Annotated in this window: 22 protein-coding genes; 7 read left to right on the top strand and 15 right to left on the bottom strand. The window is 67.4% G+C overall.

Annotated elements, in window-relative coordinates; all coding sequences use genetic code 11:
* Positions 1 to 47: 47 nt before the first annotated feature.
* The 3 genes from ACQ1W9_RS10635 to ACQ1W9_RS10625 all read right to left on the bottom strand — a co-directional run bounded on the left by ACQ1W9_RS10635 (position 48) and on the right by ACQ1W9_RS10625 (position 2,427).
* Entirely contained in the window at positions 48 to 554 is a 507-nt protein-coding gene (locus ACQ1W9_RS10635; RefSeq protein ID WP_431023346.1) for a DUF1722 domain-containing protein, read from the bottom strand.
* Positions 555 to 864: 310 nt separating this feature from the next.
* Entirely contained in the window at positions 865 to 2,163 is a 1,299-nt protein-coding gene (locus ACQ1W9_RS10630; RefSeq protein WP_431023345.1) for a type II toxin-antitoxin system HipA family toxin, read from the bottom strand.
* Positions 2,164 to 2,166: 3 nt separating this feature from the next.
* A complete protein-coding gene (locus ACQ1W9_RS10625) occupies positions 2,167 to 2,427 on the bottom strand; it encodes a helix-turn-helix domain-containing protein (RefSeq protein WP_346060510.1) in 261 nt (86 codons plus the stop codon).
* A gap of 171 nt (positions 2,428 to 2,598) precedes the next feature.
* Here ACQ1W9_RS10625 and ACQ1W9_RS10620 point away from each other — a divergent pair, with 171 nt between their 5' ends.
* Positions 2,599 to 4,110, top strand: a complete 1,512-nt coding sequence (locus ACQ1W9_RS10620) for a Fic family protein (RefSeq protein WP_431023344.1) — start codon at positions 2,599 to 2,601, stop codon at positions 4,108 to 4,110.
* A 102-nt stretch (positions 4,111 to 4,212) separates the two neighbouring features.
* On the opposite strand, the gene ACQ1W9_RS10615 is transcribed toward ACQ1W9_RS10620, so the two are convergent.
* Entirely contained in the window at positions 4,213 to 6,081 is a 1,869-nt protein-coding gene (locus tag ACQ1W9_RS10615) for an LTA synthase family protein (protein ID WP_431023343.1), read from the bottom strand.
* Between the two features lie 417 nt (positions 6,082 to 6,498).
* Here ACQ1W9_RS10615 and ACQ1W9_RS10610 point away from each other — a divergent pair, with 417 nt between their 5' ends.
* The 4 genes from ACQ1W9_RS10610 to ACQ1W9_RS10595 all read left to right on the top strand — a co-directional run bounded on the left by ACQ1W9_RS10610 (position 6,499) and on the right by ACQ1W9_RS10595 (position 12,657).
* Complete coding sequence (locus ACQ1W9_RS10610; protein WP_431023342.1) at positions 6,499 to 7,737, top strand: efflux RND transporter periplasmic adaptor subunit; 1,239 nt, start codon at positions 6,499 to 6,501, stop codon at positions 7,735 to 7,737.
* The gene (locus tag ACQ1W9_RS10605) at positions 7,734 to 10,874 is read left to right on the top strand and encodes an efflux RND transporter permease subunit (RefSeq protein WP_431023341.1); all 3,141 of its coding nucleotides are present in this window, start codon (positions 7,734 to 7,736) and stop codon (positions 10,872 to 10,874) included. The genes ACQ1W9_RS10610 and ACQ1W9_RS10605 overlap by 4 nt, the downstream gene beginning before the upstream one ends.
* A 288-nt stretch (positions 10,875 to 11,162) precedes the next feature.
* Complete coding sequence (locus tag ACQ1W9_RS10600) at positions 11,163 to 12,239, top strand: IS110 family transposase (protein ID WP_431023340.1); 1,077 nt, start codon at positions 11,163 to 11,165, stop codon at positions 12,237 to 12,239.
* 46 nt (positions 12,240 to 12,285) lie between these two features.
* The gene (locus ACQ1W9_RS10595; protein ID WP_431023339.1) at positions 12,286 to 12,657 is read left to right on the top strand and encodes a DUF6746 family protein; all 372 of its coding nucleotides are present in this window, start codon (positions 12,286 to 12,288) and stop codon (positions 12,655 to 12,657) included.
* Positions 12,658 to 12,871: 214 nt separating this feature from the next.
* Here ACQ1W9_RS10595 and ACQ1W9_RS10590 read toward each other — a convergent pair whose 3' ends face one another.
* Both ACQ1W9_RS10590 and ACQ1W9_RS10585 read right to left on the bottom strand, forming a co-directional pair.
* Entirely contained in the window at positions 12,872 to 13,378 is a 507-nt protein-coding gene (locus ACQ1W9_RS10590; protein ID WP_431023338.1) for a hypothetical protein, read from the bottom strand.
* A gap of 120 nt (positions 13,379 to 13,498) precedes the next feature.
* Positions 13,499 to 14,071 (bottom strand): hypothetical protein, encoded by a 573-nt coding sequence (locus ACQ1W9_RS10585; protein WP_431023337.1) that lies wholly within the window; start codon positions 14,069 to 14,071, stop codon positions 13,499 to 13,501.
* A gap of 127 nt (positions 14,072 to 14,198) precedes the next feature.
* Here ACQ1W9_RS10585 and pyrC point away from each other — a divergent pair, with 127 nt between their 5' ends.
* Positions 14,199 to 15,230, top strand: coding sequence for a dihydroorotase (gene pyrC / locus ACQ1W9_RS10580; RefSeq protein ID WP_431023336.1), 1,032 nt, complete (start codon positions 14,199 to 14,201; stop codon positions 15,228 to 15,230).
* A gap of 204 nt (positions 15,231 to 15,434) precedes the next feature.
* Here the strand turns inward: pyrC and ACQ1W9_RS10575 are convergent, their stop codons facing one another.
* Entirely contained in the window at positions 15,435 to 15,860 is a 426-nt protein-coding gene (locus ACQ1W9_RS10575; protein ID WP_346060501.1) for a hypothetical protein, read from the bottom strand.
* A 48-nt stretch (positions 15,861 to 15,908) separates the two neighbouring features.
* Positions 15,909 to 16,796: a DMT family transporter gene (locus ACQ1W9_RS10570; RefSeq protein ID WP_431023335.1), complete on the bottom strand. Its 888-nt coding sequence runs from the start codon at positions 16,794 to 16,796 to the stop codon at positions 15,909 to 15,911.
* 110 nt (positions 16,797 to 16,906) lie between these two features.
* Here ACQ1W9_RS10570 and ACQ1W9_RS10565 point away from each other — a divergent pair, with 110 nt between their 5' ends.
* A complete protein-coding gene (locus ACQ1W9_RS10565; RefSeq protein ID WP_431023334.1) occupies positions 16,907 to 18,328 on the top strand; it encodes an MBL fold metallo-hydrolase RNA specificity domain-containing protein in 1,422 nt (473 codons plus the stop codon).
* On the opposite strand, the gene ACQ1W9_RS10560 is transcribed toward ACQ1W9_RS10565, so the two are convergent.
* From ACQ1W9_RS10560 to ACQ1W9_RS10530, 7 genes are all read right to left on the bottom strand, one after another.
* Positions 18,325 to 19,560, bottom strand: a complete 1,236-nt coding sequence (locus tag ACQ1W9_RS10560; protein WP_431023333.1) for an MFS transporter — start codon at positions 19,558 to 19,560, stop codon at positions 18,325 to 18,327. The genes ACQ1W9_RS10565 and ACQ1W9_RS10560 overlap by 4 nt on opposite strands.
* A complete protein-coding gene (locus tag ACQ1W9_RS10555; RefSeq protein WP_431023332.1) occupies positions 19,550 to 20,107 on the bottom strand; it encodes a hypothetical protein in 558 nt (185 codons plus the stop codon). Before ACQ1W9_RS10555 ends, ACQ1W9_RS10560 begins: the two co-directional genes overlap by 11 nt.
* A 122-nt stretch (positions 20,108 to 20,229) precedes the next feature.
* Positions 20,230 to 21,576 (bottom strand): DEAD/DEAH box helicase, encoded by a 1,347-nt coding sequence (locus tag ACQ1W9_RS10550; RefSeq protein WP_346060496.1) that lies wholly within the window; start codon positions 21,574 to 21,576, stop codon positions 20,230 to 20,232.
* A gap of 491 nt (positions 21,577 to 22,067) precedes the next feature.
* Positions 22,068 to 22,535: a helix-hairpin-helix domain-containing protein gene (locus ACQ1W9_RS10545; protein ID WP_431023331.1), complete on the bottom strand. Its 468-nt coding sequence runs from the start codon at positions 22,533 to 22,535 to the stop codon at positions 22,068 to 22,070.
* Between the two features lie 12 nt (positions 22,536 to 22,547).
* Positions 22,548 to 23,123: a PqiC family protein gene (locus tag ACQ1W9_RS10540; RefSeq protein ID WP_431023330.1), complete on the bottom strand. Its 576-nt coding sequence runs from the start codon at positions 23,121 to 23,123 to the stop codon at positions 22,548 to 22,550.
* Between the two features lie 18 nt (positions 23,124 to 23,141).
* Positions 23,142 to 24,788: an intermembrane transport protein PqiB gene (gene pqiB, locus ACQ1W9_RS10535; RefSeq protein WP_431023329.1), complete on the bottom strand. Its 1,647-nt coding sequence runs from the start codon at positions 24,786 to 24,788 to the stop codon at positions 23,142 to 23,144.
* Positions 24,785 to 26,062 (bottom strand): PqiA/YebS family transporter subunit, encoded by a 1,278-nt coding sequence (locus tag ACQ1W9_RS10530; RefSeq protein ID WP_431026435.1) that lies wholly within the window; start codon positions 26,060 to 26,062, stop codon positions 24,785 to 24,787. Before ACQ1W9_RS10530 ends, pqiB begins: the two co-directional genes overlap by 4 nt.
* Between the last annotated feature and the right edge of the window lie 70 nt (positions 26,063 to 26,132).

The following is a 26,132-nucleotide window of genomic DNA, read 5'->3' as shown; positions in this document are numbered from 1 at the left end:
GGCCTGCGGCGGTGGGGAGCAAGGCACTCGTTCGTAGCCCAGTGGCTTTAGATGGTATTGCGCAGCCCCAGCTCATAAGGGTGCGGGTTCAGGTAGGTCTGGGCGCGGATATAGTCGGAGCCGTGGCGTTTGACGTAGTGGGTGAGCAGCCGCAGCGGCACCACTAGGTTGACGTGACCCAGGCGATACTCCTCGATGGCCAGCAGCAGGTCCTGGCGGTATGGAACCGCAGCAGGGTGTGGTAGCTCGGCTCGGCCTCCACCTGGCGCTTCCAGTCGTCGAAGGCGTAGACCCGGGTGATAAAGTTCTGGGTCGTTGAGACGGGCTTCTTCTTCCAGGGGAAGCTCCGGGAAGTGCCGCTTCAGGGCGTGCACGAAGGCACCGGAGTCGGCATGGCTGGGCATGCCATTGAAGTGGTAGACCTTGACCCGCTCCAGGCCGCAGCTGGGTGAGCCCTTTATCAGGATAAAACCGCGCAGGTGGCGGTGGCCGGCGATAAAGCGTTCGCTGATGCCTACCGGGATTCCCGCATTGCTGGCGTGACCTCGGGCCATGGCTGGCTCCTTGAATTGGCCGCTCCCTATCAGCGCCGATACGTCGGACTGCTGTGAAGCAAGCTCCTACCACCCCAGTGGCCTTACCCACCCTGTGGGAGCTGGCTTTAGCCAGGGCGATTCCTCCATCGCCGAGACGTCGGACCGCTGCTGAAGCAGACTCCTATCACCCCAGTGGCCTTACCCACCCTGTGGGAGCTGACTTTAGCCGGCGATTCCTCCATCGCCGAGACGTCGGACCGCTGCTGAAGCAGGCTCCTACAACACCAGGGGCAACCCGCAGCCCGTAGGAGCTAGCTTTAGCTGGCGATTAGCGATGAGCGATCTTGGTGGCCTGTTGCCGCATGCCCTCGAAAATTGGCTCACTGATGGCTGCGGGAAACTCCTCGGGCAGTTGGTTGGCCACTTCGGCAATGACCGGCTCGGTGCGTTCGGTAACTTCCTGCAGGATGGCCGATGCCCGGTCGGTCGAGAAGCCAACTTGGCGGGCGGTGCTGAGGAAGTGCCGCGGTGCCATCCTGGCCCAGCGGTAATGGCGATTCTTGCCTTTCAAGGCCATGGCCATCTTGGCTCTTTCGGCGGCGATGCTCCCTTGCGCCATCAGGGGGTGCGCGGAGATCACGTCGTAGAGTGGCGTCATGCGATAGGCGCTGCCGGGCTCGAGGAAAAGGCTGAAGTTCTTGGCATGGCCATCGATGGCTGCCAATAGCCAGAAGATGACCTGGGTCTTGAAGAAAGCCTCCCGGTCCTGGCGTGCTTGCTGCGAGCCGAGCAGCAATTTCATGACGGCCTCGATGCCGGGCCCGCCATCGCTTTCGTACTTCAGCGCGGGGGCGACTCCCAGCGCCTGGCAGATGTCTTCCTGGGGCAGGCGCATCAACCAGGAGCCGTCTTGCGACCAGCGTCGATCGAAGCGCTGGACCACGAGGGTTCGTTGTGCCCCGAAACTCGCCAGCTCCGCCCGGGCGACGGGGAGTCCGAAGGCCTCAAGGAGCCGGAGGCAAAGCCACTCATTCTCGCCGCTCTGGCGAAGATCGATATTGCTGTGCTCGAGAAACCCGATCGGCAGCTTGAGGATATGGCTGGTGGGCGTGCTCCCGGCAGGACGCTGCCACCTGCCCTGATGCCAGAGCAGGGCGGTCTTCTCCTGGGCACCAGCCAGGGAAATGCGGAAATCCGCATCCCGAGCCATGCCCAGGGGGGCATCCTGATAACCGGCCAGCAAGGCCTCGATGGCGTGATCGTCCAAGGGCTCGGCGGTGAGGGTCTTGACGTCGGGAATGACCTGGCCCTCGGGGTACAACTGGATGGCCCCGATGCAATCGCGACCTATGCTAGCCAACAGGTCGAAGGGATGTCGCGTCGCGATCCCGAAACGTGCCTGCATCCTGGCGCGAATTGCCTCGGCATCCGGCAGCAAGTTATCGAAGAAGTTATAGACAACCGAGCCACGATAGGGCGTTGTCGTCAGGGGGAGCGACAAGGAGATGGCGCGAGCCCCGGGGCGATTGACCCACTCCGCGAGGTATTCGAATGCCATGGCGCCGGTCTGCGACAGTGACAGTACGCCGACTTCGATGCCATTGAGCGCCACGATAAGCCTAGCCATGGCCTACCACTCCTGGTCCCAGGAATGATCGTTCGACGTGGCGTCGTCTGCCGAGGCGCGTTCGCTGAGGTGCAGCTCAAGCTCGAGGGCCGAGAGCAGTTTGAACAGGGTCTCGATACGGCTTCGCTCGGGATGATTCTCGATGCTGGACACCGTCGCCTGCTTGATGCCGACCAGCTCGGCGGTTGCCTGCTGGGTCAGGTGGCGATCCCGCCGCGCATTTCTCAGGGATTGGGCCAGCATTTCCGGCGAGGTGATCTTCATCGTTATCCCTCATGGCGGATAATGGGTGATATATCCTCTATCAGGGATAATAGCACAATATCCGCTTTGGGGGATATTGTGCGCCGAGTTAAGAAAAAATGCCAAGGTTGTTGCCAAGTTAAAATTATCTTGGTGAAGTGAACGAAATATTCCGAGGCAGGAGCGGTGGCGATGGAAGCCGTAGGCTATGCCTATCTGCATGAGCGATTACGACTGGGGGTTTCTCCGCCGGTACGTCCTGCACGGGTGCGCCCAGTGACGCGAATCGTAGCGCTGGAAGAGGAGCTGGCGGTCCCCATGGAGCGGGCGCCGGCGGGGGACTTGCTCTCGCACCTGCTGTTTGCGCTGAAGCATGAGGGGGTCGAGCTGGCGATTCTCGCCGAGACCCTGCCCCAGTTGTCGCCCGAGGGCCTGATCGAGGCGATACAAGCCGCGCCAAATGGTATCTATCTGCGTCGGCTGGGCTATCTCTACGAGGCCTTCGTGGCGAGGTTACCGTTTGATCCGCCGATCCGGGGACGCGTCGTGCCACTGTTTGACCCTGGTCACTATGTCACGGGGCCTGCCGTGCGCGACAGTCGCTGGCGTGTCGACTTCAATGGCCTGGGAAGCCTGCATTATTGCGCCGTGGTACGCCGCACGCCGGAGATCCAGGCCCTGCTCGAGGCCGAGATCCTGGCCAAGGCCAGGGCGTTCATGGCTTCGTTGCCGCCGGGAATGCTGGATCGTGCCATTCAATGGGCCTATCTGAGCGAAACCCAGTCGTCCTTCGCTATCGAGCGCGAGTCGCCCTCGCCAGACAAACAACAGCGTTTTATGCAGTTGCTGCGTCAGGCCCATGAAGGCAGGGCCCTGGATGAGAGCTACCTCGTTGAATTACAGAACAGCACGGTCAACAACCCCTTCGACAAGGCAGCGGCCTTCCGGCATGAACAGAACTACCTGCATAATGGCTTGCCGGGAGCCTTGGGCGTTAGCTACCTTCCCCCGCCGCCCGGGTTGTGCGATGCATTGATGGAAGCGCTGATGGTCTGGGCCAATGCGCTTCCTGAAACCGGGGCAAGCGCTCATGATGAAGGCGTCCCGGCATTGGTCGCTGGGGCAGTGCTCTCATTTGGTTTCGTGTTTTTACACCCCTTTATGGATGGCAATGGGCGTATCTCACGCTTCCTGCTTCATCACACCCTGTGTCGATTGGGGGAGTTGCCGCGGGGCAATTTGCTGCCCATTTCCGTTGCCATGAAGCGCCATGAGGCGGATTACCTGGCGGCTCTCGAGGCCTTCTCGAAGCCTGCGCGTGAGCATTGGCGAGTCGACTGGATCGACGCCGATCATCATGATTTCGTCTTCACTGGCAGTGAAGCCCTCTATCGCTACTGGGACGCGACCCCAGCAGTCGCTTTCACGCTCAGGATGGCACAGGCGGCGCTCGATAAAGACCTCAAGGAAGAGGCGGCGTATCTGGCCTGTTTCGATCGAGTCTATCGCGCCATCGACTCGCGTTTTGATGTTCGTGGCAGTGATCTGGCCAGGCTGACCATGATGTGCCTGAGTCATGGTGGGCGCCTGTCCAAAAACCGCCGCAAACAATTTCGTTATCAGGTACCCGATGAGGTATTGGACGCGATCGAACGGGAGGCGGGGCTGGCCTTGAGCGAGGACAGCCATCTTGGTGACTCGTGACCAGAATGCCAGCCTCCGCCCACGAGGAAGCTGGCTTTAGCCCGGTCCGACGCCTCGGCGGTCTGACGCTTCGGCGGCCCGACGCTTCGGCGATGGGGCCCGTCAGGGCACCAGTGCCAGGGCCTCGCCGGCGAACAGCCGTGCCTGGGCCTGTTGGGTCAGGCCATAGGCCTGGCGCAGGGCCGCACGCTCTGCCTCGCCACAGGGCAGGGGGTTCTCCAGCCCTGGTGACGTTCGCCAGTCGTGGCAGCGGGCCTGGTCCGGGTCGGCCAGGGGGATCTCCAGCAGGCGATCCTCGCCGTCGAACCAGTGCAGGGCGCCGTTGAGGAAGAAGTCGGCGACCTGCGGTGCCCCATCATCGAACAGCGAATACCCCATGGCGTGGGGCAGCGGCATGCCCAGCAGCTCGGCCAGGGTCGGGGCCAGGTCGCGCTGGTGGGCGATGCGCCCGGGCTCGCCGGGGGCGACCCGCTCCGGCATATAGAGGGCGAAGGGCAGTTGGGCGCGCTCCAGGGCGCTGCCCTGGACCCGGGCGGTGTGGTCGGAGACCAGCAGCAGCGCCCAGGGGTGTTGCCAGTCCCTGGCCTCCAGGGCGGCGACGAAGTCGCCCAGCTCCTGATCCGCGAGGTGAAGTACATTGCGTTCTATATCGAGTTGCGTCTCGCCGGCGGTCAGCCGCGGCGCTCCCTCATAAAGCTGGATATCGTGGGTGGTGTTGGTATTGATGCCCACCATCATCGGCTCGGCGAGGGAGGGCAGGGTGGCCAGCACATGGCGATAGAGGTCGCCGTCATAGACGCCCCAGGCGTTCTCGTCATGGCGGCGCGTGTCGATATCGGCCTTGCCCTGGCTGCGCTCGAAGCCCAGCGACTGGACATAGGCGCCCACGCCGCTGGTGTTCTCGTGGGAGCCCTGGAAGAAGGCGGTACGCCAGCCGGCGTCCCTCAGCCGGCGCGGCAGGCAATCGTAGTCGTTCAGGGCCTGGGAGGTCTTGGCCAGGGTCTGGCCCAGGGGGTTCTGGTAGCTGCAGAAGACGGCGAACATGCCCTCGGTGGTGCGCATGCCCCCGGAGACCAGTTCGCGGCCGGCCAGGCCCTGGGCGGCGATGGCATCAAAATTCGGGGTCACCGGGGTGCCGTCGTCCAGCGGCCGCATATGGGCGCTGGACCAGCTCTCCAGCAGCACCACGATCAGATTGATGGGCTCCGCGGTGGTAGCGGACGGCATGGGCTGGCGATCGGCATAGAGGCGCGCCACTTCGTCGCGGGCCGCGTCGCTGTCGAGCCAGTCCATGGGTAACTGGCGCAGGCTGTCGTGGCCGCTCTGCAGGCCATAGAGGGCGGCATAGGCGCCGTTCAGGGCGGCGGTGGCCTCGCCGGCGTCGGCCAGGCGCATGGCGTCATGGGGGCCCTGGGGTAGCTGGGTGATACTGCCCCGCACCAGCAGCACGCTAAGGGCGACTACCGCCAGCAGCGACAGCTCGAGGCGCGGCCCGCGGCCCGGCTTGCCACTCGGCACCCAGGCCAGCAGCGAGATCAGCAGGGTCAGGACGGCGATGGCCAGCAGCCAGGGCCAGTGCAGGGCCAGCATCTGGGCCGCGCTGCCGGCGGAGTTGAACAGTTCGGCGGCCTCGTAGCCGATATGGCGGCCGGTCTCCTGCCAGTAGAGCCAGTCGCCCAGGTGCGCGGCCAGCAGCAGCACGCAGGCCGGCACCAGCCAGCCGCGCCGGGGTGGCGTCAGGCCCAGGCGAGTGGGTAGCCACAGGCCCAGCACGGTGAGGCCGGCGAGCAGGGCCGAGATCGCCAGGTCGAAGCGCAGCCCCCACCACCAGGCGCGGGGCCAGAGGGCATCGGGGACCATCCAGGCGCTGCCCAGCAGCCGTAGCGTCAGGGTCAGCAGGGTGAGAATAACAAGGAATTTCAGCCAGCTGCGCAATAGCGCTGGCGTTTGGGGCGAGGTTCTCTGCGTCATTATCTTGCTTATGGTTTTTTATGAAGGCGGTGAATATTACCAAAAAATGTCGGTGGAGGCCGACCAAATACGGTTCCTCGCACTTTGTCGTGAATACTATCGTGGGAGATTCTATGTCGCCCCTCAAGCTGCCACCGCGGTTTCCGTGGGAGCGCGGATTCCGCGCGATTGGCGCCGCCAGGCGCCTTGATCGCCCGCAGGGCGATCCTGGTTGGCACCCAAGGGCGACTTCGTCGCCCAATCGCTCGGCACAGCCAAGCTCCCACAACAGCAAGCCGGAGATCTGCCATGTCGTGGCTTCACGCTGATCTGCGAAGAACCTTAAATGCCAGTTTCCGCAAGGGCGCTGTTATATCGATATATTGTCCAAGGGTTGTATAGTAGTTGCTCCTGGTTTCCGACTGCGGCGGCATGCCCATGATAGTGAAGCGACTCCTTCCCGTGGTGATCCTGGCGATCGGTATCGCCGGCTTCGTGGCGTTGCGCCTGACCCGCCCCGAGCCGCCGCCGGCCACGGCCCAGGAGCGCAGCTGGCGCATCGAGGTGCAGGAGGTCCAACTGGGCGAGCAGACGCCGATCCTGCCGCTGTTCGGCGAGTTGGTGGCGCCGCAGCGGGTGACCCTGACCGCCTCGCTTCCGGCGCGTATCGCCGAGCGGCCGGTGCGCGAGGGGCAGCGGGTCGCCGAGGGCGAGTTGCTGGTGGCCCTGGACGAGGCGGATATCGCGCCGCTACTGGCCCAGGCCGCGGCGGAGGTGGCCGACCTGGAGGCGCAGTTGGCCAACGAGCAGCTGCGCCTGGCCAGCGACCGGGCCGCCCTGGCCAGGGAGCAGGAGATCCGCGATAACGCCGCCCGCCAGCTGGAGCGGGCGCGCAGCCTGGTGGAGCGCAACCTGGGCTCCCGGGCCGACCTGGATGCCGCCCAGGATGCCCTGGCCCGGGCCCGTCTGACCCTGACCACCCGCGAGAACGCCATCGCCGAGCATCCCGCTCGCCGCGCCAGCCTGGAGGCGCGGCTGGCGCGGGCCCAAGCCAACCTGGCGGCGACCCGGCGGGATGCCGAGCGGGCCCGGGTCAGCGCCCCCTTCGATGGTATCGTCAGCCAGGTCCAGGTGGCCCCGGGAGAGCGGGTGGCCAGCGGGGCGGCCCTGCTGTCGATCTACCCGGAGACGGGGCTGGAGCTGCGCGCGCGCCTGCCTCGGCAGCATGAGGCGGAGCTGATCGAGGCCCTGGCCCGTGGCGAGACGCTGCTGGCCGAGGCCGAGAACGGCGCGCGCTTTGCCCTGGCGGGCTTCGCCGGCGAGGGCGATGCCAGCGGCAGCGAGGCGATCCTGGCGTTGCGCGAGGCGGCTCCCGGGCTGCGCCCCGGCGGTCTGCTGGCGGTGACCCTGGCGCGTCCCGCTCACCCCCGCGCCCTGGCGCTGCCCTTTAGTGCCCTGCACGGCAACGATCGCCTCTACCGGGTGGAGGAGGGGCGCCTCGAGCGCCTGGCGGTGGAACGCCTGGGCGAGGCCCTGGGCGCCGAGGGTGAGCGCCTGGCCCTGGTGACCGGCGAGGCCCTGGCCGATGGCCAGCGCATCATGATCACCCATCTGCCCAATGCCATGCAGGGCCTCAGGGTGGATGTCGCCGAAGCGGCCGGGGAGCCGGAGGCGTGAGCAAGCGGCGTGGGGTGATCGGCTTCTTCGTCCATCACCGGGTGGCCGCCAACCTGGTAATGCTGGTGATGCTGGTGGGCGGCGTGCTGGGGCTGTCGCGGATGAATATCCAGTTCTTCCCGACCTTCGCCCTCGACGTGGTCAGCGTGCGGGTGGTGTGGAGCGGTGCCTCGGCGGAGGACGTGGAGCAGGGCATCACCCTGCCCCTGGAGCAGCGTCTGCGCAGCATCGACGGCCTCAAGCGCATGACTTCTACCTCTACCCAGGGGGTGGCCAGCATTACCCTGGAGTTCGTCGAGGGCACCGATGCGGTGCTGGCCCTGGATGATGTGCGCCAGGAAGTGGAGGGCTTCACCCACCTGCCGGCGGAGGCCGAGCGGCCCCGGGTCAGTCGCCTGGCCCGCCATGAGCCGGTGGCCCGCCTGCTGCTCTACGGTGACCTGGCCGAGGACGAGCTCAGGATCCTGGCCCAGCGCTTCGAGACCCAACTGCTGCAGCGGGGTATCGACCGGGTCGAGCTGGAGGGCGTCGCCGAACAGCAGATCAGCATCGAGGTGCCCGTCGAACGACTGCAGACCCTGGGGCTGACCCTGGCGCAGGTCGCCGAGCGTATCCAGGCCATGTCCCGGGACCTGCCGGCGGGGCTGCTGGCCCAACAGGACAGCGCCCGGGAGCTGCGTGCCGTGGAGCAGCGTCGTACGGCCCGCGACTTCGAGAGCCTGCCGATCCTCAGCGGCGATCGGGTCCATCTGCGCCTGGGAGACATCGCCATCCTGCGTCAGGAGCCGCGTCGCGGCCAGGTGAGCCTGACGCATCGGGGGCTGCCCGCCGTGGAGCTGCAACTGCAGCGGGCCGAGGCGGGGAACTCGCTGAGCGCGGCCCGGGTGCTCGACGACTGGCTGGAGGAGGTGCGTCCGACCCTGCCGCCCTCGGCCCGCCTCGAGGTGCATGACCAGAGCTGGCAGCTGATCGCCGAGCGCATCTGGCTGTTGATCGGCAATGGCCTGGGCGGCCTGGTGCTGGTGATACTCCTGCTCTATTTCTTCCTGCCGGCGCGGGTCGCCGCCTGGGTGGCGGTGGGCATTCCCACCGCCTTTATGGCCGCCATGCTGGTGTTCTGGGGCATCGGCGGCTCCATCAACATGATGTCGCTGTTCGCCCTGATCATGGCGCTGGGGGTGATCGTCGATGACGCCATCGTGGTGGGCGAGGATGCCGATGCCCACTACCGCATGGGCGAGGCGCCGCGCAGCGCCTCGGAGGGGGCCGCCAGGCGCATGCTGTGGCCGGTGGTGGCCTCGTCGCTGACCACGGTGGCGGCCTTTATGCCGCTGCTGATGGTGGGTGGGGTGATCGGCAATATCCTCGGCGACATTCCGATCATCATGATCTGCGTGTTGATCGCTTCCCTGGTGGAGTGCTTCGTGGTGCTGCCGGCTCACCTGCGCCATGCCTTCGACCCGCGACGGGAGGCGCCACGCCATGCCCTGGAGCGGCTGCGCCAGGGCTTCGAGCGTCGCTTCCAGGCCTTCCGCGAGGGGCCCTTCCGGCGCCTCTCCGCGCTGAGTCTGCGCCATCGGGGCGCCACCCTGGCCTCGGCCCTGGCGGTGACCCTGGTCATCGCCGGCCTGGTGGCCGGGGGACGCATCGCTTTCACCTTCTTCCCCTCGCCGGAGCCCACGGTGCTCTATGCCAACGCCAGTTTCGTGGCGGGTACCGAGGCGGCGCGTATGGAGCGCTTTATCGAGCATCTCGAGGCGACCCTGGAGGAGACCGAAGCGGCGCTGGGCGGCGGGCTGGTTCGCACCCGGGTGACCCGCTATGGGGCCAGCCTGGGCGCCGGCGGCACCGGGCGGCGTGCCGACGAGCTGGGCTCGATCATGATCGAGCTGATCTCCCCGGACGATCGGGAGGTGCGCAACAGCGAGCTGATTCGCGCCTGGCGGCAGCGCATCACCCTGCCGGCGGGCCTCGAGGCCCTGACCATCAGCGAGCGGGCCGCCGGGCCGCCGGGGCGCGACGTGGAGGTGCGCCTGGTGGGGGAGGAGGCCACCGCGCTGCGCGCCGCCGCCGACCGGCTGCGCGAGGCGCTGGCCAGCCTGCCGGGGGTGCTCGACACCGAGGACGATATGCCCTGGGGCCGCGAACAGCTGATCTATCGCGTCAATGCTCAGGGCGAGGCCCTGGGCCTGACCACCGCCGAGTTGGGTCGCCAACTGCGCACGGCCTTCGACGGCCAGGTGGTGCAGGTCTATCAGCAGGGGGCCGACGAAGTGGAGGTGCGGGTGATGCTGCCCCGGGAACAGCGCGAGCGCCTGGCGACCCTGTCGCGGTTGGCCATCCGGGTGCCGGACGGGCGACTGGTGCCGCTGACGCAGGTGATGAGCCTGTCACCGGCCCAGGGCTTCGAGGCCCTGCGCCATGCCGATGGACGCCTGGCGGTGGCGGTGGGGGCCGAGCTGGATGGTGCCGTCACTTCCGCTCAGCAGGTGCTGGAGAGCCTGGACCGCGAGACCCTGCCGGCCCTGGCCCGGGATTTCCATGTCTCCTACAGCTTCGAGGGACGCGCCGCCGACCAGCGCGAGACCCTGGCCGATATGCGCACCGGGCTGATCGTCGGCCTGGGGTTGATGTATGTGGTACTGGCCTGGGTGTTCGCCTCCTGGAGCCTGCCGCTGATCGTGATGGCGATCATTCCCTTCGCCCTGGTGGGCGGGGTGCTGGGGCACTGGCTGCTGGGCATCGAGCTCACGGTGCTGTCGTTGTTTGGCCTCTTCGGGCTCTCCGGCATCGTGGTCAATAACGCCATTATCCTGGTGACCTTCTATCGCCAGCAGCGCCGCCAGGGGCTGGCCATCGACGCCGCCCTCAACGAGGCGGTGGTGCAGCGGGTGAGGGCGGTACTGCTCACCTCCCTGACCACCATCGGCGGCCTGATGCCGCTGCTCTTCGAGACCTCGCTGCAGGCCCAGTTCCTGATTCCCATGGCGGTCTCCATCGCCTTCGGCCTGGGGCTCTCGACCCTGCTGGTACTGCTGGTGATTCCGGCGCTGCTCTCCTGGCTGGAGCACCTGCGGGCGCGGTTGGGGCGGCATGGGGAGGAATATCCGATCGCCGAGGCGCCGGATCGCGGCTAACGCCAGCGACCACTCGGCTGGAGAGGCCCCCAGGGTGGTAGGAGCCTGCTTCAGCAGGCGATCCTGTGTTGAATCGCCGGCTAAAGCCAGCTCCTTGTGTCTCTCGAGAGGAGGTGATTAGCTACCACCGCCTCACTGGCCTGGAGGGTAACCCGTCCAGCTCCTGATGGGCATTGACCCTGCATCGTAGATGGGCCCCTCCAGGCTCCTTGATCTCACCAGTTTGAACGGTATCCAACGCCCCTCGCATGGACGAGAGAGGCTGTACGAACAAGGCAAGACAACGAGATGGCACATATCGGTATTGACGTCAGCAAGCAGAAACTCGACTGCCTGTGGGTGCGCGACCTGGACAAGGGCAAGATCAAGACCAAGGTCTTCTCCAACCGTCATCAGGACTATCCGGGGCTGCTCGACTGGCTCGTCAGGCAGACCGGCGAGGCGGCCGATGAGCTGCATGTCTATCTGGAGGCCACGAGCATCTACCATGAGCCACTGGCGTACTGGCTGCATAAGGCGGGTGTCACCGTCTATGTGCTGAACCCGGCCCAGGTGCGCCACCACGCCAAGGGCATGGGCGTTCGCAGCAAGACCGATCGCAAGGACAGCATGATCGTGGCGCGCTACGGGATCGAGCGGAAGCCCCAGCCGTGGCAGCCGGAACCGCCCGAGGTGCGGGAACTCAAGCGTCTCATCAACCGGCTGGAGACCGTGGAAGACGATCTGCAGCGCGAACGTAACCGCCTGGAGAAGGCCCAATTCAACCAGGATGCCAAGGCCGCCGAGTCGATCGGCCACATGCTGGCGGCCCTGGAGAGCGAGGCGCGGCGCCTGCGCCAGGCGATCGACGACCACTTCGACACCCACCCGCCGCTGAAGCGGGATCGCGCTTTGCTGAAGAGCATCCCCGGCATCGGGCCGGCACTATCGGCGCGCTTGGTGGCGACGCTACGCAGCCGGGATTTCCGCAGTGCTCGCCAGGCCGCGGCCTTCCTGGGCCTGGTGCCGGTATTGGAGGAGTCGGGGACCTCGGTGAAGTTGCGGTCGCGCCTGTCCAAGGCCGGGGCACCCGGCATCCGCCGGAAGCTTTACATGGGGGCGGTGGTGGCCATCCGTCGCAACCCCGATATCAGCCGACCAGTACGCGCGCCTCAAGGCGCGTGGCAAGCCCTCGCTGTCGGCGCTGGGGGCGGCCATGCGAAAGCTGGTGCACATCGCCTATGGCGTGTTGAAGTCGCAGAGCGAATATCGGCCGCAAGGGGCATAAGCCCCCTTGCAGCCGGTATCGAGAGACGGTATCTACTAGGGCTAAGGCCGCGCCAATCCACCGCAGCCGGAACGCTTGTGTGGACGGCGATCGACTGATAGATTTGTTGTTGCAAATCATTTTCATTGGCAAAGAGGAATTGCAATGAAGCATTTCATGTTTCTGGCGGCCCTGACCTTCGGGCTGGTGGGCGAGGCCCTGGCCGAGCGTGTCGATCACTTTCAGGGCGAAGCCACCGAGACCCTGCAGGCGGCGGTCGAGAATTTCACCGATTATAACCAGCGTCTCGAGGCCCTGCTGGCCCAGGAGTCGCTGAGCGATGAAGAGCTGGGGCAGGTCCATGAGCTGACCTATACCCTGGAGAATGCTCTGGAGACCCTCTCGGAGGAAGTCGGTGAGATGGCCGTGGAGCTCGAGGAGGTGCATCTGGCCTCGGAGCGCCTGGATGGCGAGGGCGTGAAGTCGCATGGTCAGGCGTATCTGGACAAAGCCAAGACGTTGACCGGGACGGAGTGACCGGCCGCAGGCCTCACGGATAATCGGCGAAACGTCGGACCGCGCCTAAAGCCAGCTCCCACTGTATGAGGCTGCCACCGGTATTGTGGGAGCCTGCTTCAGCAGGCGATAAGGTTGGGTAAGTCGCCGGCTAAAGCCAGCTCCCACAGGGCGCTCAGCACTAGCGGCCCCGCCATTGGCGGGACCGCTGTTGTTTCAGCCGTTTCAGCCGGTGTCAGACACCGCGCACCGCGGTGAAATCGAACCAGGCACCTTGCCAGCCGTGGCTGGTTTCGATGCGCACCCGGGCCCGCCAGGGCATCACCTCCTCGGTGCAGATACCGACCTGAGCCGGGCCGGCGAAGCGGCCCTCGGCGGTTTGCTCCAGCGGGAAGCGGTGCAGGCCCATCTCCATGCCGACCCCTTCGAAGTCGACGCGCACCCGCCGGATATCACCGGCATCACTCTCCACGTGCAGCCTCAGTGGCGCCAGGCCACGGATCGGCTTGTCGCCGTCGATGGCGAAGCGCAGTCGGCTGCCGTCGGCCAGGGTCGCGCTGCAGGGGCCCCGGTTGAGGTCGCAGGGGGCCTCGGCGGCTTGCCAGTCGATGCCGTCACGCCCGGTCAGATGGTGGGCGGCGTACCAGGCGGTGGCCCCCAGGATCAGCAAGGTGGTCAGGATCAGGATATTGAGGCGCAGCGAGGTGGTGGAGGCGACCATGGAATCGATAATGATTGGCAAAGAGGCCACTCTAGCAGCTGTCCCGGGGGAGTGCCTGTGCGACATTGTCGCAGCCATCGCCTGAGGGCAGTGTGCGCCTGGGATGGCTCTGGAGGCGCGGCGCTTCGGATGGCCCACCGCTTAGAAGCGGTAGATGACTCGGGCGCTGGTGATATTGAGGTGGTCTAGGCGGTCGGCATCGATGTATTCGTACTCGAGCCGGCCCTGCCAGGCATTATGCTGAATGCTGGCGCCCAGGCCGAAGGTCTGGGCCGTACCGTCCAGGGAGTCGTGTCGCCAGTTGCCTTCCGCGGGACCGGCCACGTCGGCCTGCCAGCCGGCCAGTCCCGACTTGCCATAGAAGTGCAGCTTGCCCAGGCGGAGTCCGGCCATGACCGCGCCGCGCAGGCTGGTGCTGTCGAGCTGTACCGGCATGCCCTGATAGGTGGTGGGCAGCTGTTCGCTCTCCAGGTAGGCGAATTCGGCGCCGATCTCGAGGCGCGGGAGGCGGGGCAGCAGGTAGCCGGCGGCCACGCGGAAGCCCGAGGTGAAACCATCGAAGAAGTCCACGGATTCGCCATCGACGCGCACGCCGCTGTCCAGCTCGACGAGCTCGGGGTCGTCCTGGGGCGAGGCGGATGGCGCCGCCGCCAGCAGGGGGGGCGAGGCGACCAACAGGGTGAGTAGCGTTAGCCGAGACAGTGAGCGCATCATGATGGCGTCATTCGGGACGAGTAGAACCCCTAGTTTAGCGGAATAAGAGGGATTCGCCAGACCCGCGGCGTCACGGCCGGCAAGCGGGTATACTGGGCGGGCTGATTCACCGACTACAGGATGCACCGTGAACGAGATCACCCTGACCCAGCCTGACGATTGGCACCTGCATGTGCGCGATGAAGAGGCCCTCGATCGGGTCGTGCCCTACAGCGCCCGCCAGTTCGGTCGCGCCATTATCATGCCCAATCTCAAGCCGCCGGTGACCACCACCGAGCAGGCCCTGGCCTACCGCCAGCGGATCCTCGCCGCGGTGCCGGAAGGGGTGGCCTTCGAGCCCTTGATGACGCTGTATCTCACCGATAACACCGCCCCGGAAGAGATCGAGCGGGCGGTGGCCAGCGGTCAGGTGCATGGGGTCAAGCTCTATCCCGCCGGCGCGACCACCAATTCCGACTCCGGGGTGACCAGCGTCGACAAGTGTGCCGATGCCATCGCCGCCATGGAGCGCCTCGGCCTGCCGCTGCTGGTACACGGCGAGGTGACCCATGCCGAGATCGATATCTTCGATCGCGAGGCGGTGTTTATCGACAAGGTGATGAAGCCGCTGCTGGCGCGCTTCCCTGACCTGAAGGTGGTCTTCGAGCATATCACCACCCGCCAGGCGGTGGAGTTCGTGGAGGCGGCACCGGCGAATGTGGCGGCCACCATCACCGCTCACCATCTACTGTTCAACCGCAACCAGATGCTGGTGGGCGGTATTCGCCCCCACTATTATTGCCTGCCGGTGCTCAAGCGCGAGAGCCACCGCGAGGCGCTGCTCTCGGCGGCCACCTCCGGCAGCCGCAAGTTCTTCCTGGGGACCGATAGCGCGCCCCATGCCAAGGGGGCCAAGGAGAGCGCCTGTGGTTGTGCGGGCGCCTTTACCGCCCCGGCGGCCATCGAGCTCTATGCCACCGCCTTCGAGCAGGCCGGAGCCCTGGATCGCCTGGAGGGCTTCGCCAGCCATCATGGCCCCGACTTCTACGGCCTGCCGCGCAACCCGCGCAGCATCACCCTGAAGCGGGAGTCCTGGATCCTGCCGGAGAGCCTGCCCTATGGGGATGAGGTGATCGTGCCGCTGATGGGCGGCGAAAGCCTGGACTGGAAGCTGGTGTAGCTCGTCGAGATGGTTTAAATCGCCAGCTAAAGCTAGCTTTCACTGAGTTAGGGGTGGCAGCTGGTGTAGTGGGAGTCCGGCTCCGCCGGCGGTCCGACGCTCGGCGATTGGGCGCCGCCCGGCGCCCTGGTCTTGCCAAGATCGCCCTTCGGGCGATATAGAATCTCCCACAACACCAGCCTTCACCTCACAGCAGGCGATTCCCTAGCGTCGGCCCCCTTTGCGCTGGCGCACCTCGAAGATCACCGACTTGGTCAGGATGGTCAGCAGGAACATCAGCCAGCCGGCGGTGGCCAGCACATTGAACAGCAGCAGTCGCTGGGCGCCGGTCAGGGGGGTGACCAGGGCCTCGAAGGGGATGGCCAGGGCCATGGCCAGCAGCAGCGGCAGGGCCACCAGATGCATCAGCATCTCGGTGCGCCGCTTGCGGATCCGGTAGCGGCCCAGCATCAGCCGCAGGGGCCGATGGCCCAGGGAAACGATCAGGCAGGTGCCTACCAGGCAGAGCGCCGTGATGCTGGGCAACGGGGTACCCAGCCTGGTCGACAGGCTCGCCGACCAGGCCAGCCCCAGCCACATCACCCCCTCGAGGCTGGCGATCAGGTCGCCCGAGTAGCGTACTTTGCTCATTCCCGCTCCGTTGTCATGTCCCGCCCAGGCTTGCCTTCCCTCGCGGCCTCAGCGACGGCGCCATAGGGCGCGTACCCAGCGCCAGCGATTGATCAGCAGCGCCGCGAAGATCAGCCCGCAGCCCAGCAGCTGCCAGGCGCTCATGGTCTCATTGAACCATACCGCCGCCATCAGCGCGGTCCATACCGCTTCCAGTATCATGATCACCGCCGCATGGCTGGGGGTGGTCAGGCCCTGGGCATAGACCTGCAGGAAGAAGCGCAGGGTGCTGGCCAGCAGCACGCTGGCCGCCAGCCAGGCCAGGGTATCGCCTCCCAGGCGGGCGGGCCAGGGCTCGGTCAGCGCCGACAGGGCCGTCAGCACCAGCCCCACCACGATCAGCTGGATGGTCGTCAATGGCAGGGCGGGGAGGCTGCGTACGACCCGGGAGTTGAGGTTGAAGAGCAGGGCGAAGAGGGTGGCCGCGATCAGGAACAGCCACTGGCTCGCCTCCAGGTGAAAGCCCCGGTCCAGGGACAGGCAGGCGAGCCCCACTACCGCCACCGGCAGGGCGATCCAGGTGGCCTTCGGCGGCCGGTCACCGAACAGCAGGCGGGCCATCACCGGCACCAGCAGGATGCCCAGGCTATTGATAAAGGCGCTCTCGCCCAGGTGGGTGGCATAGGCCAGGCCCAGCACCCAGAAGGCGATAGCGGCGGCGAAGACCAGGCCGACACCCAGGGCCCCCGTGAACTGTGCCGGGCGACGCTTGCGCAGGCTGGGCCAGGCGAAGGGCAGCAGCAGCAGGCCCGCCAGCAGGAAGCGGCTGCCGATAAACAGCAGCGGCGGCAGGCCGTTCAGCGCTTCCTTGGAGAAGATCCACCCGGCGGCGGCCAGCAGGGTGACGGCGAGCAGCAGCAGGTCGGCCTTGAGGGGCGGTCGGGAAGCGGCGGTCATGGGACTCCTGTCGTCGGGGAGAAAGCGTCCTTGGCGAATCGATGATACGTGATCGGGACCAGGCCGCCCAGCGACTATGCTGAAGCCAATAGAGGAAGGGAGGCCTCGCCATGGACCCCATGACCATCAGCCACCATGGCGCCGTGGATGGCGTCACCGGCAGTTGCCACCGCCTGCATATCGACGAGCGGCGTTCGCTGCTGGTGGACTGTGGTCTCTTCCAGGGCGAGGAGGCCGGCGGTGAAACCTTCGAGCGCCAGCGCGTCGATTTCTCCCTGGAGGGCGTCCTGGGCCTGGTGGTCACCCATGTGCATATCGATCATATCGGCCGGCTGCCCTATCTGGTGGCAGCCGGCTTCGAGGGGCCGATTTTGTGCAGCGAACCGAGCGCCGAGCTGCTGCCCCTGGTGATCGAGGACGCCCTGCGGGTGGGCTTTACCCGGGATCGCCGGTTGATCGAGCGTTTCCTGGCGCGGGTCAGCGCCCAACTGGTGCCCCTGGCGTATCGCCAGTGGCACCAGTTGGTAGATGACGCCGGCCACCGGGTGCGGGTGCGTCTGCAACGCGCCGGGCATATTCTCGGCTCCGCCTATGTGGAGGTCGACTGGCGGGACAAGGCGCGCCGCGAGCACCAGCGGGTGGTCTTCTCCGGTGACCTGGGGGCGCCCCACGCGCCGCTGCTGCCGGCGCCGCGTTCGCCCCATGGCGCCGATGTGGTGGTGCTGGAGAGCACCTATGGCGATCGCCGTCACGAGGATCGCCGCCACCGTCGGGATCGCCTCCAGGCGGCCGTCGAGGCGGCCCTGGCCGATGGCGGCAGCGTGCTGATCCCGGCCTTCAGCATCGGCCGCACCCAGGAGTTGCTCTACGAACTGGAGGGGATCATTTATCGTGCCCGCCGCCAGGGCGGCGAGGCTCAACGGCTATGGGGCGAGCTGGCGATCATCGTCGATTCGCCCCTGGCGTCACGCTTCACCCAGGCCTACCGCCGGCTGCGTCCCTTCTGGGATGCCGAGGCGCAGCGGCGCCTGCGGGCCGGTCGCCATCCGCTGGACTTCGAGTCCCTGCATACCCCGGAGGGCGAGGCGGAGCATCAACGCTGCGTGGCACACCTGGCCGAGACACGGCGTCCCGCGGTGGTGGTCGCCGCCAGCGGCATGGCGGCGGGCGGGCGTATCGTCGATTACCTCAAGGCGATGCTCGGCGACCCCTGCCATCAGGTGCTGTTCGTCGGCTATCAGGCCCGGGGTACCCCGGGGCGGGCGATTCAGCGCTACGGGCCGCGGGGCGGCTGGGTGGAGTTGGAGGGGCGGCGCTACGAGATCCGCGCCAAGGTGGAGAGCCTGGGCGGCTACTCGGCCCATGCCGATGCCCGGGACCTGCTCAACTTTATTCGCCGCATGCGCCGCTGGCCGCGTCAGGTGCGCCTGGTGCATGGCGATCGAGAGGCCAAGCAAGCCCTCAAGGCGAGCCTGGAGGCCATGGCCGCCCAGCGCGAGGTGGCCATGGAGGTGGTGATTCCCACCGGCTAGCGACGCTTCTTGTAGACCCGGGTGATCAGGGTGCCCTGATCATCGAATTCCAGGCGCCGGTTGCGCCCGGCCAGGCAGGCAACGATGGCGGCGAAGCCGGCGATGCCTACCAGTACGCCGGTGACGGTGGTCAGGTCGGCGCCCAGTTGCAGTAGCAGGCCGATGACCAGGGGGCCCATGGCCGCCAGGGTATAGCCGAAGCCCTGGGCCATGCCGGAGAGCTTGCCGGCCAGGCGCGAGTCGCCGCTGCGCAGCACGATCATGGTCAGCGCCAGGCTGAAGGCGCCGCCCTGACCGAGGCCGAGCAGGGTGGCCCCCAGCCAGCGCTGGGAGAGTGGCGCCTGCAGCAGGATCACGAAGCCGGCGGTGGTCAGCCCCAGCATCAGCAGCATGGCGGGGCGCTGGTCGCGATGCAGGCGGGCCAGCCAGGGGGCGCCGAGCGCCGAGATCAGCTGCACCATCACCGAGCCGGCCAGCAACCAGCCCGCCTCGCCCTCGCTCAGGCCGCGCCGCTGCAGCAGCACCGGCAGCCAGCCAAAGACGATATAGGCCAGCGACGACTGGCTGCCCATCAGGGCCGTGACTTGCCAGGCCAGGGAGTGGCGCCATAGCCGGACGCGTGGGGCCTTGGGCAGGCTGCCGGGGGCCGGCGGCCTGGGGTGGGGCATGCCCAGTCGCCAGGCCGCCAGGGCGGCCAGGGCCAGCAGGGCCCAACTGGCCAGGCTCAGGTGCCAGTCGCCCAGCCAGTCGGCGAGGGGGATGCCGAGCCCGGCGCCCAGGGCGCCACCCAGGCACAGCGCCATGGTATAGACCCCGGTCATCAGGTCGGCGCCCTTGGGCAGTTCCCGCTTGACCAGGGCCGGCAGCAGGGAGCCGGCGATGCCGATGGCGGCGCCGACCCCGAGAGTGCCTAGATAGAGCAAGGGCGTCAGCTGGTTAGCGCGCAGCAGCAGGGCGCCGGCCAGCAGCAACAGGGCCAGCGACAGGGCGCGCTCGGGCCCCAGGCGCTTGGCCAGCCAGGGCGCCAGGGGCGCGAAGAGCCCCAGGCAGAGTACCGGCAGGGTGGTCAGGGCGCCGATGCCCAGGGGCGACAGGCCGGTGTCGGCCTGGATACGATTGAGCAGCGGCGATAGTGAAGAGAGGGCGGGTCTCAGGTTGAGACCCACCAGGACCATCAGGGCGAGGAAGCCGATCAGGCGTCCCCGCGACGGCATGGGTTGACTAGTGGCCATGTCTGTCTCGACGTTCACGGCCTCCCACGGCGGCGGGGCCCGACCAGCGATGACCGGACTGCCCTTGCTGGGCGCCCCGCTCGGTGGTGATACCCTCCAGTGCCTCGAGACCATAGAGTTGTGGATTGCGGGGTGCCGCCTGGGGGGCGGCCTTGGCACGGATGGTGGTGACGTCTTCCACGCTGATCAGGCCGGGGCGTCCGTCGACGGCAGTCGACTGCGTGATGAGTGGCCCTTCATAGGCCCAGCAGCGCTGGGGCACCCAGGCGACCCGCCAGGCCCGCCCCTGCCAATGGGCTTGTCCCTGATCGTCGATGCTCAGTGCCTCCAGGGGCACCAGGGCGGCAAAGAGCCGCGAATTGAGCACCAGCCCGCTGGTGTCGAAACTGATGGGACCCTCGTAGCTGCCGTGATGCAGCTTCTCCAGCAGGGCCTTGGCGCGTCCCTTGGCGGTGGCCAGGCCGCGACCACACAGATGCAGCAGGTCGTCGTCGATCTGCTTGATGATCCAGCATTCGGGGGGCTTGCCTTTGAAGATGCTAAGCATGGGTCATCAGTATTGCTGTGATTAGCGTGGGGTATCAGAATCGTACATTCGCATAAAGCAATGAAGCAGGCCAGCGACAGGGGCGCTGGCCTGAAGCGATTCCGGGCTTAGCCTTGCTGGGCTTAGCCTTGCTGGGCTGGGCGGCGGGGGCGGCGACGCCGACGCGCCGGCTTGGCGGCATCGTTGTCGCGACCACTGGATTGACGCGCCTCGCCACCCTGGCGGCGTTGCTGGTCCTGGCCTCGGCCGCCGTTGCTCCGGCCACCATTACCACCCCGGCCCCCATTGCCGCGGCCGCGGTTACGACCGTTCTCGATGGGTTCGGGCTTGGCATTGGGGTCGGGCTCGAAGCCGGGCACGATGCGCTTCTCCAGGTCGCGCTTGATCAGCCGCTCGATGCCCTTGAGCAGGCCGTGCTCGTCGACGCAGACCAGCGACACCGCCTGGCCCTCGCTGCCGGCACGGCCGGTGCGGCCGATGCGGTGCACATAGTCTTCGGCCACGTTGGGCAGCTCGAAGTTGACCACATAGGGCAGCTCGCTGATATCCAGGCCGCGGGCGGCGATATCGGTGGCCACCAGCACCTGCAGCTCGCCACTCTTGAAGGACGACAGCGCCTTGGTGCGGGCCGACTGGCTCTTGTTGCCATGGATGGCCATGGCCGGGATGTCCTGCTTGCTGAGCTGCTCGGCGAGGCGATTGGCGCCATGCTTGGTGCGGGTGAAGACCAGCACCTGGTACCACTGCTGCTCGCTGATCAGATGCGCCAGCAGCTCGCGCTTCTTCTCCCGGTCGACCTTGTAGACCGCCTGGTCGACGGTCTCGGCGGTGGTGTTGCGGCGTGCCACCTCGATCTTGGCCGGGTTGTCGAGCAGCTTGTGGGCCAGGGTCTGGATCTCGTCGGAGAAGGTGGCCGAGAAGAGCAGGTTCTGGCGCTTCTCCGGCAGCAGCTTCAGCACCTTCTTGATGTCGTGGATAAAGCCCATGTCGAGCATGCGATCGGCCTCATCCAGCACCAGGATCTCGATGCGTGACAGGTCGACGTGCTTCTGCTGGTGCAGGTCGAGCAGGCGGCCGGGGGTGGCCACCAGCACGTCCAGGCCGGGGCGGATGGCATCCACCTGGGGCTGCTGGCCGACGCCGCCGAAGATCACATGGCTCTTCAGGGTCAGGTGGCGGCCATAGTCGGCCACGCTCTCACCCACCTGGGCGGCCAGCTCCCGGGTCGGGGTCAGCACCAGGGCGCGCACCTGGCGCTTGCCGGGACGCGGGCCATCGGCCAGGCGCTGCAGCATCGGCAGGGTAAAGCCGGCGGTCTTGCCGGTACCGGTCTGGGCGCTGGCCAGCAGGTCGCCGCCACCCAGCACGGCGGGAATCGCCTGGCGCTGGATCGGGGTCGGGGTAGTGTAGCCCTGTGCCTCGACGGCACGCAGCAGTTCGGCACGCAGGCCGAGATCGGAAAAGCTCATGGAAACTCCATCGACCCCGTCGCCATCCGCCGCGGCAATGGCGGCGCGAGTCCCGGGCGGCGGGTCAAGAAACATCGGGTGACAGGTGCGGCAGGAGGGACTAGTAAACGCCGCGCCGGCATCATGACAGAAAAGCCCCCTTAGTGCGAGGCCCTTGGCCGTGGCATTGGGTCGCGGCGGGCGGGAGTCGCGTGAGATCAAGGGGTTGCTGGCCTACACCCGTTTAAATCGCCACCAAACTGCATCGCCGAGACGTCGGACCGCGGCTAAAGCCTGCTTTCACTGAGTTAGGGATGGTCGCTGGTGTGGTAGGAGTTCGGCTCCGCCGGACGATTGGGCGACGAAGTCGCCCCTGGTGGCAGCCAGGATCGCCCTTCGGGCGATATCGCCGATGCGTCGGACCGGCGGAACCGGAGCGCCGCACTCCCACGGAAACCGCAGTGGCGACTTGCGGGGCAACAGAGAATTTCCCACTGACTGGATGGGGAGGGTTAGCCCGCCTCGCCGCGCCCCAGGGCCCGGAGGATCCGCGCCCGGTGGCCGGCATTGAGGCCGGGCACCCGGGCCAGGGTGGCCTCGTCGACGTCCTCCAGCTGTTCACGGCTGACCAGGCCGTGCAGGAAGAGGCGCCGGGCCAGGGTGGCGCCGACGCCGGCGATGGCGGTCAGGGGCTCGGCATGCTCGTCCAGGTAGGCCTGGCGTCCCGCCTCGTCCAGGTCGTCGCAGCCGCCCTCGCGGTAGAGCGCCAGGGCCAGCTCGGCCAGGTGACGATGGGCGCGGTGCAGGCCGTCGTGGATCGCCTCGGGCAGCGAGGCCGGGACTTCCAGGGTGCTTAGGCGTACCCGGGCCATGCTCAGCACATGGCGGCGGGTCTCGGCGTCGGCGCCCTCGGCACCCTCGACCTCCTGATGCAGTTCTCGAATGGCTTGCAACAGGGCGCTTATCTGGGCGTCTTCCATGGCCTTCCTCCCCTAACGGTCGGTCATCAGCCGCGGCGCCAGGGCCGCGGCGAGTTGGTCGGCCACCGCGTCCCAGCTCTCGCCGAGCGCGCGTACCAGGGCCGGATAGCCATCGCCGGCCAGGGGGCGTTCGGCATGGAAGCGGCCCTGGGCCAGCGGCTCACCCTCTGCCGACTCCAGGCGCCAGGTGCCGCCGGCGATGGCCATCCCATCATAGCGTCCCTCGAAGCGTTCCACCTCGAGCCGCAGGCGCGGCGCCGGGGCGTCGCCGCTGCGGGCCAGGGCCACCCGGGCCTGGGGCAGCCGCTCGGCCAGGCGATCGCGCAGCCCGCGAGTCAGGTGCGGGCCCGGGGCCTCGATCCAGCGGTGCTCGCGGGCCTGATGGCGGCTGATGTCGTCCAGTTGCAGGACGATGCCTTCCTGGTTGAGGTACTCCACCAGATGCAGGGGGGCGATCAGTAACCGGGTCTCACCGGCACTCGGTGCCGCCTCGGGGCCGGGCAGGGCATAGCGCTGTGTCGAGGCGCCGCCGCCGGCGCAACCGGCCAGCAGGGCAACCAGCAGCAGCGGGAGTATCAGGCGCGACATGGAACCTCCTTGTTCGGATCAGGGGCGCGGGGCGCGGGGTTGGGGATCGCCGTCGTTGCGGTCGAAGAGCAGCGCCCGGGGATCCTCGTCCAGGGTGCGTATCACCGGCTGCATCTCGCGCATCAGCCGCTCGAAGCGCTCCAGGGTGCGAATCAGTTCCTGGTAGCCTTCGCCCTGGGGCGAGGCCCCCTCCAGGGTCTGCTGCAGGCTCTCCAGGGCGCGATTGACATTGCCCGGCAGGGCCTGGGTCTCGGGGCTGTCGAGCAGGCCGCCGACCCGCTCGGTGAGCTCGCGGACCTCACCCACCAGCGCTTCGGTCCCGGCCAAATTGCTCGCCAGGCCATCGAGGATGGGCTCCATCTCCAGGGCATTGAGCTTGTCGAGCAGGCTCGAGACCTTCTGCTCGATCTGCGCCAGGCCCCCCGAGGTGGTGGGGAAGACCTGGCGCGACTCGAATTCCTCGGCCACATAGGGCTCGCCATCCTGGTGGAAGTTGAGGTCCACGAACAGGGCCCCGGTCAGCAGGTTGCCGGACTTGAGGCTGGCACGCAGGCCGAGGCCGAAGAGCCGCTCGAAGCGCGCCTGCCATTCTTCCAGGATGAGCTCGCCCTCTCCTCCCAGGCGCTGGGGCTCGATGCGGATCAACACCGGGATGGCGAAGCCCTGGCGACCGTTGGGCTGGGGGGCGCTGAAGCGCCAGGGCACGGCGGCCACGGTGCCGATACGCACGCCGCGAAACTCCACCGGCGCGCCGCGGGAGAGGCCACGCACGGTGTCGTCCACCAGCAGCACATACTCCAGGTAGCGATTGAAGGTGCCCTGGCGGGCGCTCTCCTCGTCGGGATAGAGGGTGAAGGTGACATCCTCGGCCACCGGGTTGCCCAGAGGCAGGTCCTCCAGCACGCCGAAGGTCACGCCACCGCCGAGCAGCGCCTCGAAGGACTCGATGCTGACCCGGAAGCCCTCGGAGTCGAGGCGCAGGTCGACGCCGCTGGCCGACCAGAAGCGGGTGCTGTCGGTGACCAGGGTGTCGTAGGGGCTCTCGATAAACAGGCGGTGGCGCATGCGCCGCGCCTCGGGGTCGAACTCGGCGCTCTCGACCCGGCCCACGGTGTAGCCCTGGTAGGTGACCGGGTCGCCGAGGCGCAGGGAGTTACCCAACTGGCTGATCAGGGTGATGCGCAGGCCCTCGGCGTCGGCGGGAGACGCCGGGGGCAGGTCGAGGACCTGGAAGTGGCGCTGGGCGGTGTCGCTGCTGCCGGGCTGGAGTTGCAGGTAGGCGCCGGAGAGCACCGTGTTCAGGCCGCTGATGCCCTCGCGGCCGATACGCGGCTTGACCACCCAGAAGCGGGTGTCCTCCACCAGCATGCGCTCGCTGCCGGGGGAGAGGCGGGCGGTGATCTCGGCATGCCCCAGGTCGTCGGAGAGGGCGACCCGCTCGACCCGGCCGATGTCCACGTTGCGGGTCTTGATCAGGGTGCCGGCCTCGATGCCCTCGGCGTTGGGCATCTCCAGGGTGATCTGGGGGCCACGGCGGCTGTAGTTATCGTAGATCAACCACAGGCCGATCATCAGCGCCACCAGGGGAACGATCCAGATCGGCGAGATCCGGGCCTGGGGGCTCACCCGGGCGCGGCTGTCATCCTGACGGGGCGTGTCGGTCATCGTGAACTTCCTTGAGACGCAGAAGAGGTAGGTCGAGGGGACGAGGGGGGATCCCAGATCAGCCGAGGATCGAAGGTCATGGCGGCCAGCATGGTCAGCACCACCACGCCGGCGAAGGCCAGGGCGGCGGGGCCCGGGGTAATCGACATCAGGCTACCGGCGCGAATCAGGGCCACCAGGATGGCCACCACGAAGACGTCCACCATGGACCAGCGGCCGATGAACTCGGTGGCCCGGTAGAGCCTGGTACGCACCGAGGCGTGCAGTTCGTCGCTGCGCCGGACCACCAGGCACAGCCAGGCCAGGGCGACGACCTTGCCCACCGGTACGATGATGCTGGCGACGAAGATCACCGTGGCCACCGGCCAGGAGCCCATCTGCCACAGGTCCACCACCCCGCCGATGATGGTGGAGGGCTCGCTATGGCCGAGGCTGGTGGTGGTCATGATGGGGTAGACATTGGCCGGCACATACATCATGCAGGCCGCCGCCAACAGCGCCCAGGTACGCTGCAGGCTGTGCGGCAGGCGGGCGCGCAGGCGTTCCCCGCAGCGCCGGCACTGACCGCGGCCGCGGCCGTCGAGACGACCGATCAGGCCGCAGGTGGGGCAGCCGGTGATGCCCTGGGGGGCGGCGCACTGTGCGGCCAGGGTGCCCTCCGGGGCGCGGGGCTCGCCGGCCAGGGTGAACCACATCCAGTCGCCATCGATGGACTGAGTGGTCATCAGCAGCAGCAGGGCGAAGGCGCAGAAGGCCCAGAAGGCGGTGCCCAGCTGGACCTCCGCCAGGCCGGCGACCTTAATCAGGCTGACCAGGGCGCCGATGATAAAGACGTCCGCCATCATCCAGGGGTTGAGGTGGCTCAGCGAACGGGCCAGGGCGTGGCTGCCGGGCCAGGGGGTGCCGCGCATCAGGCCGCCCTGCAGCCAGATGACGCCGGCCAGGTAGAGCGCCGGCAGCACCACGATGGTCAGCAGCACCACGATGGCCACCAGGGGCTGGTGGAAGCCGATCAGGGTCGTGGCGGTCTGGGTCAGCTCGATGCGGTTACCGATGCCGCCCACCTGGAAGCTGACGAAGGGGAAGCCGATGCCCAGCGCCAGGGCCACCAGGGCGGCGATGGCCAGGGCCAGGCTGCGTTGGGCGGCCCGGTAGTGGCGCCTCACCAGGGTATGCCCACAGCGCGGGCAGTCGGCCTTCTCGCCGGGGCGCAGCGGTGGCAGCGCCGAGACCCAGTCGCACTCGTGACAGGCGCGTAGCCGCCGTGGCGGCAATGTGGCACCATGCCGCGGCTCGTCGAGCGCGGCCCCGGTAGGCGCGGCCTGTGGCGAAGGAAGCGATGAC

Source organism: Halomonas sp. H5 (genome assembly GCF_050613175.1).
GTDB lineage: Bacteria > Pseudomonadota > Gammaproteobacteria > Pseudomonadales > Halomonadaceae > Bisbaumannia > Bisbaumannia salifodinae.
Note: the sequence above shows the minus strand (reverse complement) of the source record. Positions and strands in the feature narration are given on the sequence as shown.

Excerpts from the sequence above, each read along its gene's own strand:
- ACQ1W9_RS10560 (WP_431023333.1), bottom strand. The coding sequence starts at position 19,560 with ATGGCCACTAGTCAACCCATGCCGTCGCGGGGACGCCTGATCGGCTTC.
- ACQ1W9_RS10600 (WP_431023340.1), top strand. The coding sequence starts at position 11,163 with ATGGCACATATCGGTATTGACGTCAGCAAGCAGAAACTCGACTGCCTG.
- ACQ1W9_RS10570 (WP_431023335.1), bottom strand. The coding sequence starts at position 16,796 with ATGACCGCCGCTTCCCGACCGCCCCTCAAGGCCGACCTGCTGCTGCTC.
- ACQ1W9_RS10620 (WP_431023344.1), top strand. The coding sequence starts at position 2,599 with ATGGAAGCCGTAGGCTATGCCTATCTGCATGAGCGATTACGACTGGGG.
- ACQ1W9_RS10635 (WP_431023346.1), bottom strand. The coding sequence starts at position 554 with ATGGCCCGAGGTCACGCCAGCAATGCGGGAATCCCGGTAGGCATCAGC.
- pqiB (WP_431023329.1), bottom strand. The coding sequence starts at position 24,788 with ATGACCGACACGCCCCGTCAGGATGACAGCCGCGCCCGGGTGAGCCCC.
- ACQ1W9_RS10610 (WP_431023342.1), top strand. The coding sequence starts at position 6,499 with ATGATAGTGAAGCGACTCCTTCCCGTGGTGATCCTGGCGATCGGTATC.
- ACQ1W9_RS10550 (WP_346060496.1), bottom strand. The coding sequence starts at position 21,576 with ATGAGCTTTTCCGATCTCGGCCTGCGTGCCGAACTGCTGCGTGCCGTC.
- ACQ1W9_RS10565 (WP_431023334.1), top strand. The coding sequence starts at position 16,907 with ATGGACCCCATGACCATCAGCCACCATGGCGCCGTGGATGGCGTCACC.
- ACQ1W9_RS10545 (WP_431023331.1), bottom strand. The coding sequence starts at position 22,535 with ATGGAAGACGCCCAGATAAGCGCCCTGTTGCAAGCCATTCGAGAACTG.
- ACQ1W9_RS10540 (WP_431023330.1), bottom strand. The coding sequence starts at position 23,123 with ATGTCGCGCCTGATACTCCCGCTGCTGCTGGTTGCCCTGCTGGCCGGT.
- ACQ1W9_RS10625 (WP_346060510.1), bottom strand. The coding sequence starts at position 2,427 with ATGAAGATCACCTCGCCGGAAATGCTGGCCCAATCCCTGAGAAATGCG.
- ACQ1W9_RS10585 (WP_431023337.1), bottom strand. The coding sequence starts at position 14,071 with ATGATGCGCTCACTGTCTCGGCTAACGCTACTCACCCTGTTGGTCGCC.
- ACQ1W9_RS10615 (WP_431023343.1), bottom strand. The coding sequence starts at position 6,081 with ATGACGCAGAGAACCTCGCCCCAAACGCCAGCGCTATTGCGCAGCTGG.
- ACQ1W9_RS10555 (WP_431023332.1), bottom strand. The coding sequence starts at position 20,107 with ATGCTTAGCATCTTCAAAGGCAAGCCCCCCGAATGCTGGATCATCAAG.
- ACQ1W9_RS10595 (WP_431023339.1), top strand. The coding sequence starts at position 12,286 with ATGAAGCATTTCATGTTTCTGGCGGCCCTGACCTTCGGGCTGGTGGGC.
- ACQ1W9_RS10630 (WP_431023345.1), bottom strand. The coding sequence starts at position 2,163 with ATGGCTAGGCTTATCGTGGCGCTCAATGGCATCGAAGTCGGCGTACTG.
- ACQ1W9_RS10575 (WP_346060501.1), bottom strand. The coding sequence starts at position 15,860 with ATGAGCAAAGTACGCTACTCGGGCGACCTGATCGCCAGCCTCGAGGGG.